A 19,995-nucleotide genomic window follows, 5' to 3' on the forward strand; every position below is an offset into this window, starting at 1 on the left:
TGTCACTCCTGCGGTCTGGGCGGGCAATCTTCACCCACCACGGTGCCGTCATAGGCTTTCTCACCGCAATTGTTCAGCGCGTGCCAGACATAGCCCTTGCCGTCCCGCGAGATAGCAACGATGCGGTCGACCCCGTAATGGATGTTCTTCGCGCCCAAGAAAGCCTGCGCCTGCCCCGATTTCAGCGCATCGGCCAAAGCGACTGCATTGTAACATTCAAACCATCCCGGCGCGGTCAAAGGTTCGGCGTCTTCTACGGCAACAAACCCGGCCAGTTGATCAGGCGTCAGATCGGTTTCGAAACAGGCCCGATACCGGATCGGAGAGCTGTCGGCATCTATCGCCTGAAACGCACTGTAGCTGATCGGTTCCGGCACCTCGGCTCCTGCGACCATCAGAGTAACATCCTGGCCTGGCTTCGGCGTGACATCATAATAGAAGCCGTAAACCTGCAGGTAATACATGCTCCCACCCGCCAGAGCGGCCGAAAACAGAAGGATCAGCGCCAGAAGCTTCCCGGTCATCGTTTATGCGGCCTCTTTCATATTCTGGGGAAATAGGTCAGGTTTCAAACCATTACAGGCAGATGTAAGGCGACAGAGATGGAAACCACCCTTGCCGTTGGATTCTTCGGTGCATTGTTCGCGATCATGAACCCGATCACGAATCTGCCAGTGTTTCTGAGCGTCACCCAAGATCTGCCTGCTGCTGATCAGCGCAAGGTGGCGCTGAAAACGGCGCTGTACTGCCTGATACTGGGAGGCGCCTTTGCCTCGGCCGGAAGTCAGGCCCTGGGCCTTTTTGGCATCAGCGTTGACCATTTGCGCGTTGCCGGTGGACTGGTTGTTCTGATGATCGGGCTGAACATGCTGAACGGCAACGAAAGCAGCTCGCATCACGGCACCGATGGAGAGAAGCAATCCTATCCCGCGCCCGAGACGGTCGCGTTCTACCCGCTGGCCTTTCCCATTCTGGTTGGCCCCGGTACGATCACCACGCTGATCCTGTATGCACATCACATCAAAACTCCGATCGAAGCTATTGCTTATGCAGGTGTTTTTCTGGTCGTGGTCGGCCTGCTTTTGGTGACATTCTGGAATGCCGCCTGGCTGGCTGAACGGTTGTCTGACAATGCCCGCGTGATCATGAGTCGCTTTATGGGCATGATCCTGTCTGCCATAGCGATCAGCATGATCGCAGACGGCCTGAAGGCGTTGCTGCCCGGTCTGGCCTAAGCCCGCCATCAAGCTTCGAACCCGGCAGCCTCGGTCTGCACAAACGCATCTGCGCATTGCTTGGCCAGCGCCCGGACGCGGCCGATATAGGCCTGCCGCTCGGTCACCGAGATCACGCCCCGCGCATCCAGCAGGTTGAAGATATGGCTGGCCTTGATGCACTGGTCATAAGCTGGATGCGCCATGATGATGCGTTTGCCGGTCTTCGGGTCGTCATGCTCCTGCGCCAGAATGGTCGCACATTCCGCTTCGGCCTCTTCGAAGTGACGCAGCAAGACCTCGGTATTGGCCACGTCAAAGTTCCAGCGCGCGTATTCCTCTTCGGTCTGCTTGAAGATATCGCCATAGGTCAGCGGGCTGGGCGACTGAGGATCGTTGAACGGCATGTCCATCACGTGATCGATGCCCAGCACATACATGGCCAGCCGCTCAAGCCCATAGGTCAACTCGCCCGAGACCGGTGCACAGTCGTGGCCGCCAACCTGTTGGAAATAAGTGAACTGGCTGACTTCCATGCCATCACACCAAACCTCCCAACCTAGCCCCCATGCGCCGAGCGTCGGGCTTTCCCAGTCATCCTCAACAAAGCGGATGTCGTGCAGGTCCATATCGATGCCGATGGCTTCGAGCGAGCCGAGATACAGGTCCTGTAGATCCGGTGGGCTGGGTTTGATCAGCACTTGGTACTGGTAGTAATGCTGCAACCGGTTGGGATTCTCGCCATACCGCCCGTCTGTCGGTCGACGCGAAGGCTGCACATAAGCCGCAGCCCACGCCTTGGACCCCAACGCGCGCAAGGTGGTCGCCGGGTGGAACGTGCCCGCGCCGACTTCCATGTCATAAGGTTGCAGGATCGCGCAGCCTTTCGTCGCCCAATAGGTCTGAAGCCGCAGGATGATCTCCTGAAATGAACGTGGTGCGCTTTTGGGTTCGGTCATGACATATCCCTTGGACGCCCAGGCGCCCGGTTCCGGTGGGTTCGGCCCTTCCTATGCAAGCCACCAAAGGGCGTCAACGGGCCAATGAGCCACTCTGTCACTGCGCGGCCACACACAGAATTCCCCGTAATCCGGGCATGGTCATCAGGCTGCGATTCCGCGTAATCTGCGCCAAAGTGAAAACACTGCATAAAACGGGCAGACAATGACACGCGTATTTACGGTTATTACATTCTTTTTCCTCTTCGGCCTGCGCGCCGCTTTTGCCCAACAGGACGCGGGCGTCTGGGTTCAGATCGAAGCGCAGCCGTCGCTGCGTGAGGCGCAGGAACGGGCGCAGGCCTATGCCAACGCCCTGCCTGACGTAAACGGGTTCCAACTGAACTCTGGCTGGTATGCCATTGTTATCGGGCCCTATTTGCGCGATGATGCCGAGCAGGTTCTGCGTGTCTATCGCGCTGAACGCCAGATCCCGTCTGACAGCTTCATCGCTTTCTCCAGCGCACTGAGGCAGCAGTTCTGGCCTATCGGTGCCAACATCCTAAACCGCGGGGTGATTACAGCCCCGGTCCAGCCCGAGCCGCAGGAACAACCACAAGCCGGTCTGACCCCGCAAGACGCAGACGAAACGCGCGCTGAGGCATTGCAGGGCGAACGCCTGTTGACCGCGCAGGAACGCAAGGTCCTGCAAACTGCATTGCAAGCCGCCGGTTTCTACAACTCGACCATCGACGGCGCCTTTGGTCAGGGCACCCGCCGCTCGATGGCGGATTGGCAGCGGTTCAACGGCTTCGAGGCGACCGGTGTTCTGACCACCCTGCAGCGCAAGTCGCTGATAGATGACTACAACGCACCGCTGATCAGCGTCGGGATGGATCGGTATTCCGACCCGCAAGCCGGGATTGATTTGGATATGCCGCTGGGTGTGCTGGGTTTTGATCGTTATGAGGCCCCATTTGCCCATTTCAAACCCAACTCCGACCTGAGCGCCAAGGCGCTGTTGATCTCTCAGGAAGGCTCCCCGGCCACGCTACGCGCGCTGTATGAAGTGATGCAATCGCTTGAGATCATCCCGTTGGAAGGTGAACGCGCCTTGCGCGGCAACAGCTTTACTATCGAAGGGCGCGGCAACGGCAGTGTCTCATTCACTCAAGCGGCGTTGAAAGACGGCAAGATCAAAGGGTTTACCCTGGTCTGGCCTGAAGGGGATGAGGCGCGTCGTGCGCGCGTTTTGGCTGCGATGCGCGCCAGCTTTGCTACCAATGACGCTGTGCTGGATGCTGGCGCAGGCGCGGACGCCGAACAACGTATCGATCTGCTCTCAGGCCTGCAAATCCGCAAACCGAGGTTGTCCCGGTCGGGCTTCTTTGCCGACGCCGACGGAACTGTACTGACTGTCACCGAGGCCGCAGACAACTGCACGCGCATCACGTTGGATGGCGATCAAGAGGTTCAGGTGGCATGGCAAGATACCACTCTGGGCGTTGCTGTTCTGCGCCCAAACCGGACACTCGCCCCGATCAGCGTCGCCGAGTTCCGCGCCGAACAACCACGAATCCAGTCTCAGGTTACTGTGTCTGGCTTTTCTTACGAAGGCGCGTTGGGGGCTCCGACCCTGACCTTTGGTGAAATCGCTGATATTCGCGGCCTCAACGGCGAAAACGGTGTCAAACGTCTTGCACTGGCCGCACAGCCCGGAGACGCAGGTGGGCCGGTCTTCGATGACAGCGGCAGTGTGGTTGGCATGCTGCTGCCTACACCATCCGACGGGCGCGCCCTGCCGGATTCGGTGAGCCTTGCAGCAAATGTCGAACGTCTGACCGAGGTTCTGACCAAGGCGGGTATCTCGGGTCAACCGGCGCAGGGCTCGACCCAGATTTCCCCAAATGAGCTGAGCCGTAGGGCCAACGGGATGACCGTTCTGGTGCACTGCTGGGATTAATTCATTAAGATCAGGGAAAAGGCGCAGCACTTAGGTGCGGCGCCTTTTTTAGCTCACAAGATGTCCGGCGTAACCCGGATCAGCGTCGGCTTCCCTGCATCAAAAGCGTCGCGCACGGCAGTTTGCATCTCGTCCAGAGTTTGCGGCGCGGCAGACCGCGCCCCGAAGGCTTCGGCCAGCTTACAGAAATCGGGGTTGCGTGCGACGACCGCATTAGGCGCGATCTGCCCGCGTATCATGCTGTCTTCAATCTCTTTCAGCTTGCCATTGTCCCATAGGATAATGGGCAACGACAGGCCAAGTTCCACGGCAACCCCAATCTCTTGCATCGTATAGTGAAAGCCATAATCACCTACGATCACCGCAGTGGGCTTTCCCCGCCGCGCCACTGCGCCACCAATCCCTGCAGGCACGGCGTAACCCAGCGTGCCAAACCCGGTCGGGTGGTGCCAGTGATGGGGGACAGCCATGTCCCAGACCTCTTTCGAGGCGTAGGCAAACTGAGTCATATCCGAATAGATCATCGTATCCGCTGGCATCGCCGCCCTGAGCGCATCGGCCACCGGGACAATCCCCGGACGTTCTGCATCTACTTCGGTCCGCCAGCGGGCGCGGGCTTCGCGCACCTCTTCCTCGGACCATCCGGTAGCTGGCTTAGTCTGCTGGATAGCTTCCCAGAGCGCTTGTGCAAAACTCTCGCCATCTGCCTGAAACTTTACAGCAGCGCGGTGTCGATCCGATAAAACCTCGGGGTCCAGATCGACACGCACCATGGTCGCGGAGTGACCCAGATCTTGCCGCCAAAGGTCAACCTCGCCTAATTCGGCACCGACAACCACGATCAAATCCGCCGAGCTGATCACTTCGACGCTGCCCGGACGGGGCAGCATTGATCCAAAATCCAACGGATAATCGGCCCCAACCAAGCCGCGCCCGGCATAGGTCGTGAAACAAGCCGCCCCCAGCTGTGTTAATATCTGCCGCCATAGGTTCGACCGGCAGCCACCGCCCAGAATAAACAATGGCCGCTGCGCGTCATTGAGCAAGGTTAGAACCGACGACACATCTGGAGGCAGGGCGTTTTTATCTAGCGCAGCGGGATTCGGGATCGGCGCGGCGTTGGCCTCGGCCTGCAGTTGCGCAATTGGCACCTGAATATGCTTGGGGCGCTGGCGTGAGAGTTCAAACTCTTCAAATGCACGTTCGATCAATCCATATGCCGCCTGCGCATCGTTTGCCTGACAAGACCAGTCCGCCACCGTCTCGGCGGCGGCGCGCTGGTCTTTCATCTGATGCAATTGACCGCGCTGCGCCTCAATCTCGTCCAGGCATGAAGACAGCACCAGCATCGGCACCGAATCTGAGTATGCCTGCCCCATCGGCGTCATGATATTGCACAGCCCCGGTCCAGTGATGACATAGGCCACACCCGGCTTGCCGGTTGCGCGGGCATAGCCATCGGCCATGAATCCGGCCCCTTGCTCATGCCGAGCCAAAACATGGGTGATCCCGGCCTCTTCGATGCCGCGATACATCTCTTGATTATGCACGCCAGGAATGCCGAAAATCACATCGACGCCGCGATCCTTCAACATATGCGAGATTTGCGCGCCCAGCGGTCGCTTCATTATCCCCTCCAGAACTGAACCGTGAAGATTGCGTAGACGGCCAGCAATTCCAGGCGGCCGACCAACATGCCGATGGTCAGCAGCCATTTCGCACTATCATTCAAACCCGCAAAGTTGCCCGCAGGCCCGATCTGGTCCCCCAGCCCCGGCCCGACATTAGCCAGCGCCGTCGCCGCCCCCGAGACAGACGTGATAAAATCCAGCCCTGTCAACGCGAGCGCCCAGGACAGAACCCCCATCGAGAGCACGAAGAACATGAAGAAGCTCATGACCGATGTCAGAACATCCCTGCCAATTGCCCGCCCGTCATAGCGCGGCACAAACACTCCGTGAGGTGAACGGATGCGGCGAATTTGCGTTTTGATCGAAGCAAAGAGCAACTGATAACGGAACACCTTGATCGAACAGGCGGTCGATCCTGCGCAGCCTCCGATCAGGCCGATCAGAAAGAACAACATGACAGGGAAACTGCCCCAGCCCATATAATCGACACTCGCATAGCCGGTACCCGAAATGATCGACGTGATGTTGAACAGCGACTCGCGGAACGCCTGCTCCCAGTGGTGCGGGAAGACCGAAGTCAGGAACACAGACATGATCACGACCAGCACCGCGATTGTCCCCAGAAACGCCCTGATCTGACTGTCTTTCCACAATGAGCTTGTGTAACCATTGGCCAACTGCACATAGCGCACGAAGGGTAGCGCCGCGAGGATCATGAAGACGGCAGCGGCATATTCCATCGGCCCGGAGAAGCGTGCAAATGAGCTGTCATAATTCGAAAAACCACCCGTTGCTATGGTGGTCATGGAATGCACAACAGCGTCGAAGAAGCTCATGCCGAAGCCCGCATAAACCAGAGCGCAAACGACGGTGAGGAAAACATAGATCAGCGAAATCTGCCCCGCGATCTCCTGCGCGCGCGGCAGGATTTTCCCCATTGTTTCAAACCCTTCCGAGCGGAAGATCTGCATGCCACCCACTCGTAGCTCGGGCAGGAATACCATGGCGACGACGATAATGCCGATACCGCCCAACCATTGCAGCACGCCGCGCCACAGCAGCAGACCCTGTGGTAAATCATCGAGCCCGGATATCACGGTCGAGCCGGTGGTTGTCAGACCCGACATCGCCTCAAAATACGCATCGACGAAACGCAGTTCCGTCTCGCCGAACAGAAACGGGATGGCGCCAAAAATCGGCAGCGCCACCCAGACCCCCGAGGTCAGCAAAAAGGTCTGACGGATGGTGAGACCCTCGCCAACCCCATTCGAGCAACTCATCGCAAGAACACTGCCAGTCAAGAGCGTGATGACCGCGCTTTCAAAGAAAACGTGCCACTCATCCCGCCCTTCGATCAGGTCGGCAAGCATCGGCAACAGCATGGTCACCCCTAGAATGGCGACCAACAGGCCAATCACGTATCCGACCGGGCGAAGATCCATCATGACGGGCAGCGTTGGCGCGCTAGCCCGACGGTGTCAAGCAGATGATCCGCGTTAAGTGTCGGATTTCGCAGATGCGGTCGGCATTGCGGGCGGTTTCGATGGTGCCCGCGTGCGACGAACGGCGGATTTGGCCTGCTCTGCATGCACCGCGGCGATGGGCTTTTCAGGCGCTGGCTTGGCCGGGGCAGTCTTCGCAGCTGTAGCTTTGACCGGAGCGGGCTTCACTGCAGCGGTTTTCGCAGGTGCTGGCTTTGTCGCTGCGGGTTTGGCCGGGGCGGGTTTCGCAGCCGTGGCTTTGCTCGGAACAGGCTTCGCTGCTGTGATTTTCGCAGGTGCCGCCTTGGTCACCGCTGGCTTGGCCGGGGCGGGCTGTGCAGCCTTAGCGGCTGGCTTTGGGGTCACCGCAGGTTTAGGAGCGTTTCTGGCTTCCCTCGCCTTTGCCGCGGCTGCTGATTTAAACGCCGCAACAGCTTTCGCTTCGGTCGACACGGGTTTCGCAGCAGCTTTGGCAGGGGCCGCTTTCGGTGCGGGCTTGGCCACAGGAGCCGACTTGGCCGCAAGTGCGGGCTTGGCCGCAGGAGCGGGCTTAACCGCCGCAGGTTTCGTCTTGGGTGCGGCCATTGCTTTAGGGGCGACCTTGGGTTTCGCTGCCGCTTTGGGCGTTGCTGCCACTACTTTCGGTTTAGCTGCGGGTTTCGCTTTCGGCGTCGCCGGTTTTGCCGGTGCCACCTTGCGCGCCGCAGGTGCCGGTGTTTCGATCGTTTTCAGCCCTTGCAAGGGCGCCATAGGCAGTTCAAAGGCTGCACGGGTCATGATCTGCATGATCTCCATCTGGCTGACCATCGCATAGCCGGCCACACGAATGGCCGCTGCTTGAAACTCAAGCGGTTGAGAAATCGGATTCATTGCATGTCTCTCCTGGTAAAACCGAGGCAGCCGGAAGAAGAGTAAAGGACCTCGTCCGCCCCAATCGTCCGGGCGGATTTGCAGGTTCGCGGTCCAAGGCGTCGCACGTCCCGGCTTCCTTTCGGGCTGCACGACCCAGCTTGCGCGGGCGTGCAGCAGCTGCACTCGGGCCCAGTTTAACGCAAGTCAGGGCGCAGATGCAGCATTTCCTGCTGCATTGCGGCAAAAAGGCGCCCATGCGGGAATTTTGATCGTTTTTCCAGCAGCTTCCGTCGGGTCAATCAACCAACATGGAACAACGTGGTGAACAAACGCGGGTCCAGGCTGGCAGATTCGAAGGTTGGACCCTCGGTCAGAATCGATACGGCATCGTGGCTGTGCAGGCTTTCCTGATGACTCGCGATCACCCGAAAATCGCCGACATGATGATCGGCCTGCAGCTCGGCGCAGAACAGACGCGCGGCATCCTCGACGAAGATCGGATTCGCGGCGTTCAGCTCGGCAAAGGCCTGTTCATCCTCGCGCTTGACCATCACTTGCGTTTCGGTCGGAACCGCACGACGGCAGAGCGCGATCAGATCCTCGAACCACAGGCAGTCGGCGTTGCAATCGACAACAACGGAAATCCGGGCCACCGAGCGCTGCGAATGCGGTGTTGCCAACTGTCCACGCGTGGCGCGCGCGTGTTCGCTTAGCTCAAGTGAACACGGGCATGTCGACGAATAGACATAGTCCAGATGCATGATCTTCAGACGCTCACCACCCCGCTCGACCAGTTCCAGCGCGATGTCGTAGTATTGGTAACCGGACAAGCCCGAGCGCAGGCTCTTGATCTGATCCGGATAGGAAAAGCGCATCTGAATGCGCGCATCCAGGCTGTCCAGATCAGATAGATAATCGCTCAAGGCCGCTTCCATCACCTCAAAACTGAAGGTGCGTTCGGCGTGCTTGTAGAAAGACCGCATGATCCGGGACATGTTGATGCCCTTCTTCTCAGCCTCAAGACTGACCGAGCCGGTCACTGAAGTATCAAGCGTCAGTTCTGCACCATTCTTGCGGTGAAATCGGATGGGCAGTCGAAAATTCGAAATGCCAACGTGCTGGATTTGCTGTTTCGACCCCCGGATCAGGCTGGAGGGACCATTTTGCAGGTCGGGCAAGGTGACCTTGTAAGCCGCGTTCGACTCGAAATCCTCGGGATACTCGCGCGATAGGGCCGGGTAATTCGTCGACACAAGACCCGGAACAAGTTGCGCAACCGCTGGATCAAGCTGACTGATCTCGGCAGCCGAGGCAGATTTCGCCCAGTCGCGCAACAGCTTAAGCGCTGCTGCGGCCTGATCGTGATCAGGCGTCTCGTTGATATCGCGCGGATGAATGTTCATTTGCACGGGTCCCTTGCTAGGCCGTCGGTTATATACGACCGAGGTTTAATTACCAGTCCGGAACGATACGCGCGGGATAGCATCCCGGATCGAAATTAAATGAGAAAAACCGTCACTTTTCAACCAAAAGCGGCCAATCAGGCGGGTTAAACCCGCCTGACCAAGAATTACCAGCAGGCGCTAACCCTGAGATGCAGCCAAAGCCCGCTCAATATCCGCCAGCAGATCGCCCGTATCCTCAAGCCCCACTGACAGGCGGATCAGGCCCGGCGTAATACCCAATTCATCCCGCTGCTCTTCACTCAGACGCTGGTGCGTAGTGGTGGCTGGATGGGTTGCAATCGACTTGGCATCGCCAAGGTTGTTCGAGATTACTGGGATCGTCAGCGCATTCAGGAACGCAAAAGCACCTGCTTTGCCACCCTTGATGTCCAACGACAGAACCGTACCGCCTTTGCCGCCCAACTGTTCCTGCACCAATGCGTTCTGTGCATGCGTCTTCAGACCGGGATACAGCGTCCGCTCCAACGCTGGATGCCCCTCAAGAGCTTCGGCAATCTTCTGCGCGCTGTCGGCCTGCGCATTCACGCGCAATGCCATGGTTTCAATACCTTTGACCATGATCCACGCGCTAAAAGGGCTGAGCGCACCGCCAGTGTGTTTCATGTAAGGCTCGACCGTACCGCGGATAAACTCTTTTGTACCGATGATCACACCGCCCAACGCACGCCCCTGCCCGTCAATATGCTTGGTCGCCGAATAGACGACCACATCTGCGCCCTGTTCGATCGCGCGCGAGAAGACCGGGGTCGAGAACACGTTGTCGACGATCACAGTTGCACCAACTGCATGAGCCAGTTTCGACACCGCAGCAATATCGATCACTTCAAGCGTCGGGTTTGACATGGATTCGAAGAACACCGCCTTGGTCTCAGGCCGGATTGCAGCCGCCCAAGCATCCAGATCGGTGCCATCCACAATTGTCACCTCGACACCGTAGCGGGTCAGGATGTTTTCGAGGATGTACAGGCAGGACCCGAACAGCGCCTTGGCCGAAACCACGTGATCGCCCGACTTCAGCATCGAAGTCAGCGCACCATTCACAGCAGCCATGCCTGAGGCGGCAGCAAACGCGTCCTCGCCCCCTTCCAGCGCGGCAATGCGTTGTTCGAACATCGAAACGGTCGGGTTTCCGTAGCGGGCATAGATGAACTCATCCGGGCCGGTCTCAATGAACCGGGCCTCGGCCTGCTCGGCATTCTCATAGACAAACCCTTGCGTCAGAAAGATCGCCTCGGAGACTTCGTTATACTGACTACGACGAATGCCGCCATGGACGGCTTGGGTGCGTTTGTTCCAGCTCTCGCTCATGTCATTCCTTTCAGCCCTCGAGGGGGCAAACAAAAAACCCCAGACGCGGCCAAGCGAAAGGGGTCTTTCATCCTGACCTTTTAGCGGTGTTGTTTAGCGTGGCCCGCAATCCGGTAACAAATCGCCACGTATTGGGCATGCGTTTACGCCGCGTCCCGCCGATGGTCAAGACCGGTCGGATACCGGTCACGCTTTCGTAACACAGCAACGCTGCCCCTTGCCGCGCGCGCCTAAACCCTCATGATCGCGATAAGCTGAGGAGTTATCATGATCGATCTGTATTTCTGGCCCACGCCGAACGGCTGGAAGGTTTCCATCGCTCTGGAAGAGATGGAGTTGCCCTATTCGACCCATCTGATCAATATCGGTAAGGGCGACCAGTTCGACCCCGGATTTCTGAAGATCTCTCCCAACAACCGCATGCCCGCCATCGTCGACCCGGATGGCCCTGACGGCGCACCCGTTTCGGTTTTTGAAAGCGGTGCGATCCTGATGTATCTGGCGCGTAAAACAGGACGATTCTACGGCAAAACCGAGCGTGAACGGATCGCGGTCGAGGAATGGCTCATGTGGCAGATGGGCGGCGTTGGCCCAATGGCTGGCCAGGCGCATCACTTCCTGAAATACGCCCCGCAGCTGGACCCACCGCAAGACCTTCCCTATCCCAAGGACCGCTACCGTTCCGAAGTCGCCCGCCTATATGGTGTTCTCGACCGCAGACTGGCCGAAAACGAGTATGTCGCAGGCGATTTCTACTCCATCGCCGACATGTCGATCTGGGGTTGGGCAAGCCTTTGGGAAGGGCAGCAGCAGGTACTGGAGGACAAACCGCACTTCACCCGCTGGCTCAACATGATGAGCGCCCGCCCCGCAGTGCAAGCAGGCCGCGCGCTACATGCGGAATTGCGCGGGGATCATAGGGACAAACAGGCTCAGGGGGTCTTGTTCAGGCGCTGATCACGGTCAAAACCGCTAATGGAATACGGCGAATAAATCTCTCAGGTTCTGATCAAATCCTGATTGCCGCGGCATAACCTTATGATATGCTTCAGCAAAAATCCGCGAGTAGCCATGAGAATTGTATTCGTCTTATTTGTAGTTTGGGCCAGCGCTGCGCTTGGACAAACCTATCCCGATTATCAAAGTACAACCGTCAATGACTTTGCCAATTTGCTCAGCCCGTAGGAGGAGAAGGCACTTTCCAAACAACTAGGTAAGCTCAGACGCGAGACAGGGGTTGAATTGACCGTCCTGACGCTGCGCACTCAAAGCGACTATGCCCACAATCTGACGCTCGAACAATTTGCAACCGGACTGTTCAACCACTGGGGGATCGGCGACGCTTCGCGAAACGATGGTGTGCTTGTGATGGTCTTGCGAGACGACAGGGCCATGCGAATCGAGCTTGGCGCCGCTTATGGGCGAAATTGGGATCAGGCCACGCAACGCATTATTGACGATAAATTCCTCCCGGCCTTCAAAACAAACAATTATGCAATTGGAATCAAGGTCGGTACCACAGCTGTCATAGATCAGATCGTACAACCTTTCCGCACTGGAAAGGCCGCACCCGCCAAGAAAACAAATGATGATCCGGGTCTCTGGATGTTTGGTCTCTTTGCAATGATGATTATGATGCTCAAGGGCCGCAATTTCATAAGCGATAGCTTGGTGCGATTTCGAACCTGCCCAAGATGTGGCAACCGCAGTCTGCGGCAGAGGCGCCGCATCACACTTGCCGCAAGCACAACCACGGCTGGTTCAGGCGTTCGCCGAATTGAATGCCTTAAATGCGATTATGTTGAAGAAACAAACTATTACATACCTCAGATTTCCAATAGCTCCGGCGGAGGTAGTTTCGGCGGCGGTCGATCTGGTGGTGGTGGAGCATCCGGGCGTTGGTAGCATCCATCGGACAAACGCTTTGCCTAAATTCCCCTCCTTTGCCGCGTTGTGACTGTGTCGCCCGAAAAGAACATCAGGCTTCACCAAGGCCGCAAATATCCGTTCGCGGCATCCAAGGTCGCAATTCCCACTAGAAACACTTAACTCCCTTCACTAAGGAAGAATTCGACAATCGAAGAAGGAAGACGCACGCAATGGCAAAGATCACCTATGTCGAGCATGGCGGTACCGAACACACAGTCGAGGTCGCCAACGGACTGACGGTCATGGAAGGGGCCCGTGACAACAATATTCCCGGCATCGAGGCCGATTGCGGCGGCGCCTGCGCCTGCTCGACCTGCCATGTCTATATCCACCCCGACTGGGTCGAGAAAATCCCGGCCAAGGACGACATGGAAGAAGACATGCTTGACTTCGCTTACGATCCCGATCCTGCCCGCTCGCGCCTGACTTGCCAGATCAAGGTCACCGACGCGTTGGACGGCCTTGTTGTGCAGATGCCCGAAAAGCAGATCTGATGTTCTCCAAAGCGCCGCGTCCCCCGGTTCGCCTATGGCAATCTCGGTCGCGCGGCGCGTTGTTGACATCACTCGTGTGGCTGACTGGAACGCTCCCCGCGCTTTCGGCAGACAGGATCGCATCCGCACATTTTTCCGAACCCACCAAACGCTATGCACATGGTGTACTCGGTGACGCTATTGAGTATGGCGCGCTCGATCTGGTCCTTGATGGTATAGGCTCGGACCAATCCACTCTTACCATTCGCCTCTCATCGGATCGCGTGTTCGAAGATCTCATGCCTCGGTTGGCAGATGTGGATGGCGATGGAGCACCCGAAGTTATCGTCGTCGAATCCCAGGCTAAGACCGGCGCACAATTGGCGATCTATAACGCGCGAGGCACGAAAGTTGCCGCCACACCACATATCGGTACCCGCAATCGCTGGCTCGCCCCAATCGGTGCAGTCGATCTTGATGACGACGGCAATGTCGAAATCGCTTATATCGACCGTCCCCATCTGGCCAAAACCCTGCGCATATGGCGCTATAAGGATGGCGATCTGACCGAAATCGCGACGATCCCCGGCCTGACCAACCACCAGATCGGAGAGGACTTCATCTCCGGCGGCCTACGCCAATGCGACGGCGCACCTGAACTGATCGTTGCCAGCGCCGACTGGTCCCGCATTATCAGCGTCTCATATAGAAATGGCTGGCAAACCACCGACCTCGGCCCGCTCAAAACCCGCGAAGACCTGGCTGCGGCCCTGGACTGCTGATCCGCCCTTAATCTGACCAACAAGTACCTTGGGGGTGAGGTCGCAAGGCCGAGGGAGCAAAGCCCTCTGCCCCAAACAATGCCCTCTGACTCAAAACAATAAAGACGGGCGAAGCCCGGCAATCAGATCAGAGAGCCCGCCAGCCGATATCGCGGCGATAGAACCCTTCGGGCCAGTCAACGCCGTCCACCATCGCATAGGCCCGGTCCCGCGCCTCCTGCAGTGTTTCGCCGCGTGCCGTCACATTCAGCACGCGGCCACCGGACGCCACGACCTGCCCGTCGACTGCTTTGGTGCCAGCGTGAAACACCATGTTGCTGCTGTCCTCCGGCAACTCGCCCAAACCAGAAATCGCCGAACCTTTCTCGTAAGCTCCCGGATACCCTTTCGCTGCCATGACAATGGTCATGGCGTGATCGTCAGCCCAGTTAACCCGTGTCTCACCCAATCGCCCTTCGGCAGCGGCGTGCATCAGGTCCATGGTTTGCGCCCCCAGACGCATCATCAGAACCTGGCATTCCGGATCGCCAAACCGCACGTTGTATTCTACCAGCCTGGGCTGACCGTCCTTGATCATAAGGCCAGCATACAAAACCCCTTGAAACGGCATCCCCCGCCGTTTCATTTCGGCCATGGTTGGGCGAATGATGTCGTCCATCGCACGTGCCTCAACCTCTGGGCTCAGAACAGGCGCCGGAGAATAGGCCCCCATACCACCGGTATTCAGGCCGGTATCCCCCTCTCCGACACGTTTATGATCCTGAGCGGTGCCAATCGACAGAATTTCATCCCCGTCACAGAGTACGAACAGCGAGGCTTCCTCACCCTCCATGAACTCTTCGATGACCACCTCAGCACCGGCACCGCCAAAGGCACCACCAAACATATCATCAATGGCGTCCAGTGCGGTCTGCTCGTCCATCGCCACGATCACGCCCTTGCCTGCAGCGAGACCGTCAGCCTTGACCACGATGGGCGCACCCTGTTCACGGATATATGCCTTCGCGGGATCCGCTTCGGTAAATCGCGCGTAAGCTGCTGTCGGTGCCTTCGCCGCGTCGCAAATCTCTTTGGTGAAGCTCTTGGAAGCTTCCAGCTGCGCCGCTGCGGCCGAGGGGCCAAAGACCAACACGCCTGCTTCGCGCAAACGATCCGCAACACCCGCCGCCAGCGGGGCCTCGGGGCCAACGATCACAAAATCGATTGCGTTTTCCTCGGCAAAACTGACAACGGCTCCGCCATTCTCGATGTCCAATGCAGCGCAATCGGCGATCTGAGCAATTCCGGCATTGCCCGGTGCCACGATCAGACGGTCGCATTTGGGGTTCTGCATCACTGCCCAGGCCAGGCTGTGTTCGCGCCCACCGCTCCCGAGAATGAGGATATTCATGACTGCTCTCCGATCTGCTTGGCCTCGCTTGCCGCGCGTTCTAAGCTGGGCGAGCATTTGACACAAGGCGCTGAAATGTCCGACCTGCTTGACGACCCCATTCCCGGCCAAAATACCCCTGAATACACCGTCTCGGACATTTCCGGAGAGGTGAAGCGCACGCTCGAAGGCACGTTTGGGCGAATCCGGGTACGCGGCGAGGTCGGGCGCGTGTTCAAGGCCCGCTCGGGGCATCTGTATTACGACATCAAGGATGATCGGAACGTATTGGCCTGTACCACGTGGAAGGGCCAGATATCTGGCCTGTCGGTTGTGCCTGAAGAAGGACTCGAAGTAGTCGTCACCGGTCGCTTGACGGCCTTCGGTGCCCAGTCAAAGTATAACCTGAACGTCGATGAAGTCGCAGTCGCCGGACAAGGCGCTCTGATGGCGCTGTTGGAGAAGCGAAAAAAGCAGCTCGAATCCGAAGGTCTGTTTGCGCCTGAGCGCAAGAAACCCCTGCCCTATCTGCCGGAAATCATTGGCGTCGTTACCTCACCTTCGGGCGCGGTTATCCGTGATATCTTGCACCGCTTGCGCGACCGATTTCCACGCAAGGTCCTGATCTGGCCCGTGGCCGTCCAGGGCGCGAACTGCGCCCCTGAGGTGACCCGCGCCATCGAAGGTTTCAATGCGCTCACACCAGGCGGCGCGTTGCCCCGCCCCGACCTGATCATCGTCGCGCGCGGAGGCGGTTCAATCGAAGACCTCTGGGGTTTCAACGAAGAAAGCGTCGCCCGAGCCGCAGCGGCTTCAGACATTCCGCTGGTTTCCGCCGTGGGTCATGAAACGGACACCACACTGATCGACTATGTCTCGGACCGCCGCGCGCCGACCCCGACGGCCGCTGCCGAACTCGCCGTACCCGTTCGCATGGAACTACTGGCCTGGACCGGAGAACAAGGCGCCCGCCTGTCCCGCGCCGCCACCGACGCCGTGCAACGCCGAAGCCAACGCCTGCGCGACCTGTCCCGCGCCCTGCCGCGCCCCGAGACGCTGCTGGACAGCCCACGCCAACGGCTCGATCAGGTGGTCGATCGCCTGCCCAGCGCATTGATCCGGGGCGTACAAAATCGACGTGTCAAACTGCTTGATACCTCGGCTCACCTGCGCCCCTCGACCCTGCGCAACCTGGTCGAAACCCGCCGCGACCGCTGGCGCAACCTGTCGTCGCGCTTGTCCCTGCGCCCGATTCAGCGAGAACTGCAAACCCGACGTGAGACACTGGATCGCCTGTCAGAGCGTCTGAACATCGCGCAAACCACACGTCTGGATCGCATGCGCCAACAACTAGACGCCACCGACCGCCTGCGCGAAACCCTCAGCTACAAAGCAACGCTGGAGCGCGGCTATGCCGTTGTCCGCGCCGGAGATCAGGTTCTGACCCGTAAAGCCGAAGCCGAGAAGCACACCAGCCTGGAGATCGAATTCGCAGATGGCAAGCTCAGCACCGGCCAAAGCGACACGATCAAACCCAAACGCACGCCCAAACCGCCGACTCCCGATCAGGGGTCACTTTTTTAACTATGCTTAAAATCTGGGGCCGAAAAACATCTTCGAACGTACAGGCGCTGATGTGGTGCATTGGCGAACTAGGTCTGAAACATCAGCGTCACGAGGTCGGGCACAGGTTCGGCGGTCTGGACAGCCCCGAATTCGCCGAACTAAACCCGAACCGAACCATCCCGGTTCTTCAAGATGGAGATAATACCCCGCTGTGGGAGACCGGAGCTATCCTGCGATACCTCTCATCCCGATATGGCGATGATGGATTTTGGCCTTCAGATCCCGTGCGGCGCGCGGAGATCGACAAATGGGCTGAGTGGGCCAAAATCAACATAGCCATGGCATTCACAGTGCCCGTCTTCTGGCGTGTGACAAGAACAGCACCCGCGTATCGTGACGATACTATGATCACACAAGCTGTTTCTCATTTGGAATCCAGACTGGCCATAGCTGATGCGCAACTGTCGCAAACGGAGTATCTGACGAGTCCGAGTTTGACACTGGCCGATATACAACTGGGACACATCCTGTACCGATACTACGATATCGATATCAAACGTGCGTCATTCCTCAATCTCCGCCGCTACTACGAAACATTGACCCAGAGGCCCGCGTACCAGCATCACGTCATGATCAGTTATAAGGAATTAGAGGTCTCAGATCACTGACATCAAACCCCGATTTCGGGTCCGTAACAGATCATCTCTTCGCCGACATCCTCGGCCTCATAGAGCTCTGTCGCTGTCGGATCACCTTCGAACTGCGCAATCAGCCTGCCCCCAAACTCGGTGAAAACCCAGCATTGCGGGTCCAACCTGTCTTCGTACAGAAAACATATCTGGTCTTCGCGCTCATACCAGACACCTTCCTTGCAGTCCCCATCCAGAAATGACCAGATCACGCGCCGATTGGGTAAATATCGCTCAACCCCATAGGCCTGACCGTCAAAGCCATAGAACAAGGTCTTTCCACGGGTATAGGCGTCAAACTCGGTCCCCGATAACGGCGATTGCGCCGCAGCGGATTGCGCAAGAAGCGCCAGCAGAATCATAGACAGTCTGTACATAGCAGCATCTTGTCAGATGCCGCCCACTTGCACCAATCAACCTTTCCACAGCGCAGACTACCCTCACGTCACATCTTGATGACCTCACTCAATCATGACGACATGAACGTAACACTCTTGGGGAGGAACAATGCCGACACTTCTTTTCTGGGCGGCGGCGGCTTGCACACTGGCCTACCTACCGCTCACGGCCCGCCCCGCTGGTATTCTACGCACCCAGTTGAAGACCGCATCCGTCGCGTTGTTGGCGCTCATTGCATGGCTCACGGCTGCCCCCTGGTTGCTCGTCCTCGCTCTGGCCCTATGTGCCATCGGCGATGCCCTGTTGTCGCGCGAAACCGAGGCCACCTTCATGGCCGGGATCGCAGCTTTCGCCGCCGGACATCTCGCCTACATCGCGCTGTTCCTGACACATCCGGTCAGCGATCCAAGCCTGATCCTGACGCAACCCGTTATCTTCTGGTCATTGCTGGTTCTGGGCATCGTCATGTCCACCCTGCTTGCCCCGCGCGCCGGAGACCTCAAGGGGCCGGTTCTCGCCTATATTCCGATCATCCTAGGCATGGGTATCGCCGTTCTGTTCCTGCCGGACGCGGGTGCATTGCGCTGGGCCTTGCCCGCTGCAATGGCGTTCATCGCGTCTGACCTGATCCTTGCGACCGAGAAGTTCCTGTTGCCTGCCGACCACCCTGCCCTAAAGCTGACGCCTTACATGATCTGGCCACTCTACTGGGGTGCGCAGGCCGGGTTCCTGATCGCCTTCACCTGACCCTTTGCAACTGCCGCCAATCCGCATTAGGTGAGGGGAACACCTGCGGAGACCTAGAAATGGCGTTTTTCTCAAAGCTCAAGGACAAGCTGTTCAAATCCTCCTCACGCCTCGAAGAGGGGCTGGACGCGATTGTCGAGGATGGCGGCGAGGAAACTGCACCCGATCCGGTGATTCCGAAACCCGAACCGGAACCGCAACCGGTCCCCGAGGTGCCCTCACCGGCACCCACGCCCCAGCCCTCCGAGCCGCCCTCTCCCGCACCTGCAGACCCCGCACCGGCCCCACCGCCTCCCGAATCCAAAGGCCTGCTGGGCCGTCTGTTCAGTCGCAGCGATACCCAAACCGTTGTCCGTCGTACGCTGGATGACGACATGCTGGAACAGCTCGAAGAGCTGCTGATCGCCTCCGACATGGGCGTCGACACCGCCCTGCGCGTCACGTCGAACATGGCCGAGGGACGCTTTGGCCGCAAACTTTCGACCCAGGAAATCAAGCAACTGCTGGCGCAAGAGGTGGCCCGCGTGATGGAGCCCGTGGCCAAACCCATGCCGCTTTATCCAAAGCGACCGCAGGTGGTTCTGGTCGTGGGCGTCAACGGCTCCGGCAAAACCACCACCATCGGGAAACTGGCCAGCCAGTTCAAAGCTGCAGGCAAAAAGGTGGTTATCGCCGCCGGAGACACCTTTCGCGCCGCCGCGGTCGAACAGCTGCAGGTCTGGGGCGACCGCGCCGGTGTGCCGGTGCTGACCGCCCCCGAAGGCTCCGATCCCGCCTCTCTGGCCTTCGACGCGTTGACCAAGGCGCAAAACGAAGGTGCCGACCTGCTGATGATCGACACCGCAGGCCGCCTGCAAAACCGCGCAGACCTGATGGAAGAACTGGCCAAAATTGTTCGCGTCATCCGCAAGGTCGATGAAACTGCACCGCACAACACCCTGCTGGTACTGGACGCCACCACCGGCCAGAACGCCCTCAGCCAGGTCGAAACCTTCCGCAACCTCGCCGATGTCTCAGGCCTCGTAATGACCAAGCTCGACGGCACCGCCAAAGGCGGCGTACTCGTCGCACTGGCCGATAAGTTCGGACTTCCTATTCACGCCATCGGCGTCGGCGAACAAATCGACGACCTCGCACCCTTCGATCCCGAAGAATTCGCCGCCGCCCTCATCGGCTTGCAAACCTGAT

Annotated in this window: 18 protein-coding genes, 1 pseudogene and 1 riboswitch; of the genes and pseudogenes, 11 read left to right on the forward strand and 8 right to left on the reverse strand. The window is 58.5% G+C overall.

Going from position 1 to position 19,995, the window contains the following annotated elements; all coding sequences use genetic code 11:
- Window positions 1–2: 2 nt before the first annotated feature.
- Window positions 3–524 (reverse strand): DUF6446 family protein, encoded by a 522-nt coding sequence (locus ACR3EM_RS07395; protein ID WP_480470149.1) that lies wholly within the window; start codon window positions 522–524, stop codon window positions 3–5.
- A gap of 78 nt (window positions 525–602) precedes the next feature.
- Here ACR3EM_RS07395 and ACR3EM_RS07400 point away from each other — a divergent pair, with 78 nt between their 5' ends.
- A complete protein-coding gene (locus tag ACR3EM_RS07400; RefSeq protein ID WP_480470150.1) occupies window positions 603–1,235 on the forward strand; it encodes a MarC family protein in 633 nt (210 codons plus the stop codon).
- An 8-nt stretch (window positions 1,236–1,243) separates the two neighbouring features.
- On the opposite strand, the gene ACR3EM_RS07405 is transcribed toward ACR3EM_RS07400, so the two are convergent.
- The gene (locus tag ACR3EM_RS07405) at window positions 1,244–2,173 is read right to left on the reverse strand and encodes a glycine--tRNA ligase subunit alpha (RefSeq protein WP_480470151.1); all 930 of its coding nucleotides are present in this window, start codon (window positions 2,171–2,173) and stop codon (window positions 1,244–1,246) included.
- Window positions 2,174–2,378: 205 nt separating this feature from the next.
- On the opposite strand from ACR3EM_RS07405, the gene ACR3EM_RS07410 reads away from it, so the two are divergent.
- The gene (locus ACR3EM_RS07410; protein WP_480470152.1) at window positions 2,379–4,115 is read left to right on the forward strand and encodes a serine protease; all 1,737 of its coding nucleotides are present in this window, start codon (window positions 2,379–2,381) and stop codon (window positions 4,113–4,115) included.
- A 53-nt stretch (window positions 4,116–4,168) separates the two neighbouring features.
- Here ACR3EM_RS07410 and ACR3EM_RS07415 read toward each other — a convergent pair whose 3' ends face one another.
- Together ACR3EM_RS07415 and ACR3EM_RS07420 are read right to left on the reverse strand one after the other, a co-directional pair.
- The gene (locus ACR3EM_RS07415) at window positions 4,169–5,743 is read right to left on the reverse strand and encodes a thiamine pyrophosphate-binding protein (RefSeq protein WP_480470153.1); all 1,575 of its coding nucleotides are present in this window, start codon (window positions 5,741–5,743) and stop codon (window positions 4,169–4,171) included.
- Window positions 5,743–7,191 (reverse strand): TrkH family potassium uptake protein, encoded by a 1,449-nt coding sequence (locus ACR3EM_RS07420; RefSeq protein WP_480470154.1) that lies wholly within the window; start codon window positions 7,189–7,191, stop codon window positions 5,743–5,745. The genes ACR3EM_RS07415 and ACR3EM_RS07420 overlap by 1 nt, the downstream gene beginning before the upstream one ends.
- 55 nt (window positions 7,192–7,246) lie before the next feature.
- Between ACR3EM_RS07420 and ACR3EM_RS07425 the strand changes: the two genes are divergently transcribed.
- A complete protein-coding gene (locus tag ACR3EM_RS07425; RefSeq protein WP_480470155.1) occupies window positions 7,247–8,041 on the forward strand; it encodes a hypothetical protein in 795 nt (264 codons plus the stop codon).
- 337 nt (window positions 8,042–8,378) lie between these two features.
- On the opposite strand, the gene folE2 is transcribed toward ACR3EM_RS07425, so the two are convergent.
- Together folE2 and metZ are read right to left on the reverse strand one after the other, a co-directional pair.
- On the reverse strand, window positions 8,379–9,482 hold the full coding sequence (gene folE2, locus ACR3EM_RS07430; RefSeq protein ID WP_480470156.1) for a GTP cyclohydrolase FolE2: 1,104 nt from the start codon (window positions 9,480–9,482) through the stop codon (window positions 8,379–8,381).
- Between the two features lie 180 nt (window positions 9,483–9,662).
- Entirely contained in the window at window positions 9,663–10,853 is a 1,191-nt protein-coding gene (gene metZ / locus ACR3EM_RS07435) for an O-succinylhomoserine sulfhydrylase (protein ID WP_480470157.1), read from the reverse strand.
- A gap of 60 nt (window positions 10,854–10,913) precedes the next feature.
- A riboswitch (SAM riboswitch) is annotated at window positions 10,914–10,991 on the reverse strand.
- Between the two features lie 129 nt (window positions 10,992–11,120).
- On the opposite strand from metZ, the gene ACR3EM_RS07440 reads away from it, so the two are divergent.
- From ACR3EM_RS07440 to ACR3EM_RS07455, 4 genes and pseudogenes are all read left to right on the forward strand, one after another.
- Window positions 11,121–11,810: a glutathione S-transferase N-terminal domain-containing protein gene (locus tag ACR3EM_RS07440; protein WP_480470158.1), complete on the forward strand. Its 690-nt coding sequence runs from the start codon at window positions 11,121–11,123 to the stop codon at window positions 11,808–11,810.
- Between the two features lie 240 nt (window positions 11,811–12,050).
- A pseudogene (locus tag ACR3EM_RS07445) lies at window positions 12,051–12,758 on the forward strand (TPM domain-containing protein); the annotation flags it as partial.
- Between the two features lie 194 nt (window positions 12,759–12,952).
- Window positions 12,953–13,276, forward strand: a complete 324-nt coding sequence (locus ACR3EM_RS07450) for a 2Fe-2S iron-sulfur cluster-binding protein (protein ID WP_480470159.1) — start codon at window positions 12,953–12,955, stop codon at window positions 13,274–13,276.
- Window positions 13,277–13,338: 62 nt separating this feature from the next.
- Window positions 13,339–14,037 (forward strand): FG-GAP repeat domain-containing protein, encoded by a 699-nt coding sequence (locus tag ACR3EM_RS07455; protein WP_480470160.1) that lies wholly within the window; start codon window positions 13,339–13,341, stop codon window positions 14,035–14,037.
- A 127-nt stretch (window positions 14,038–14,164) separates the two neighbouring features.
- Here ACR3EM_RS07455 and purD read toward each other — a convergent pair whose 3' ends face one another.
- On the reverse strand, window positions 14,165–15,427 hold the full coding sequence (purD, locus tag ACR3EM_RS07460; RefSeq protein WP_480470161.1) for a phosphoribosylamine--glycine ligase: 1,263 nt from the start codon (window positions 15,425–15,427) through the stop codon (window positions 14,165–14,167).
- A 75-nt stretch (window positions 15,428–15,502) separates the two neighbouring features.
- On the opposite strand from purD, the gene xseA reads away from it, so the two are divergent.
- Together xseA and ACR3EM_RS07470 are read left to right on the forward strand one after the other, a co-directional pair.
- The gene (gene xseA / locus ACR3EM_RS07465) at window positions 15,503–16,990 is read left to right on the forward strand and encodes an exodeoxyribonuclease VII large subunit (protein ID WP_480470162.1); all 1,488 of its coding nucleotides are present in this window, start codon (window positions 15,503–15,505) and stop codon (window positions 16,988–16,990) included.
- A 2-nt stretch (window positions 16,991–16,992) separates the two neighbouring features.
- Window positions 16,993–17,640, forward strand: a complete 648-nt coding sequence (locus tag ACR3EM_RS07470; protein WP_480470163.1) for a glutathione S-transferase family protein — start codon at window positions 16,993–16,995, stop codon at window positions 17,638–17,640.
- 2 nt (window positions 17,641–17,642) lie between these two features.
- Here the strand turns inward: ACR3EM_RS07470 and ACR3EM_RS07475 are convergent, their stop codons facing one another.
- Window positions 17,643–18,038: a hypothetical protein gene (locus tag ACR3EM_RS07475; protein WP_480470164.1), complete on the reverse strand. Its 396-nt coding sequence runs from the start codon at window positions 18,036–18,038 to the stop codon at window positions 17,643–17,645.
- 130 nt (window positions 18,039–18,168) lie between these two features.
- Here ACR3EM_RS07475 and ACR3EM_RS07480 point away from each other — a divergent pair, with 130 nt between their 5' ends.
- Together ACR3EM_RS07480 and ftsY are read left to right on the forward strand one after the other, a co-directional pair.
- Window positions 18,169–18,807 (forward strand): lysoplasmalogenase, encoded by a 639-nt coding sequence (locus tag ACR3EM_RS07480; protein ID WP_480470165.1) that lies wholly within the window; start codon window positions 18,169–18,171, stop codon window positions 18,805–18,807.
- A gap of 59 nt (window positions 18,808–18,866) precedes the next feature.
- Entirely contained in the window at window positions 18,867–19,994 is a 1,128-nt protein-coding gene (ftsY, locus tag ACR3EM_RS07485) for a signal recognition particle-docking protein FtsY (RefSeq protein ID WP_480470166.1), read from the forward strand.
- Window position 19,995: the final 1 nt, after the last annotated feature.

The sequence above is a fragment of the Ruegeria sp. AH3 genome (assembly GCF_056536265.1).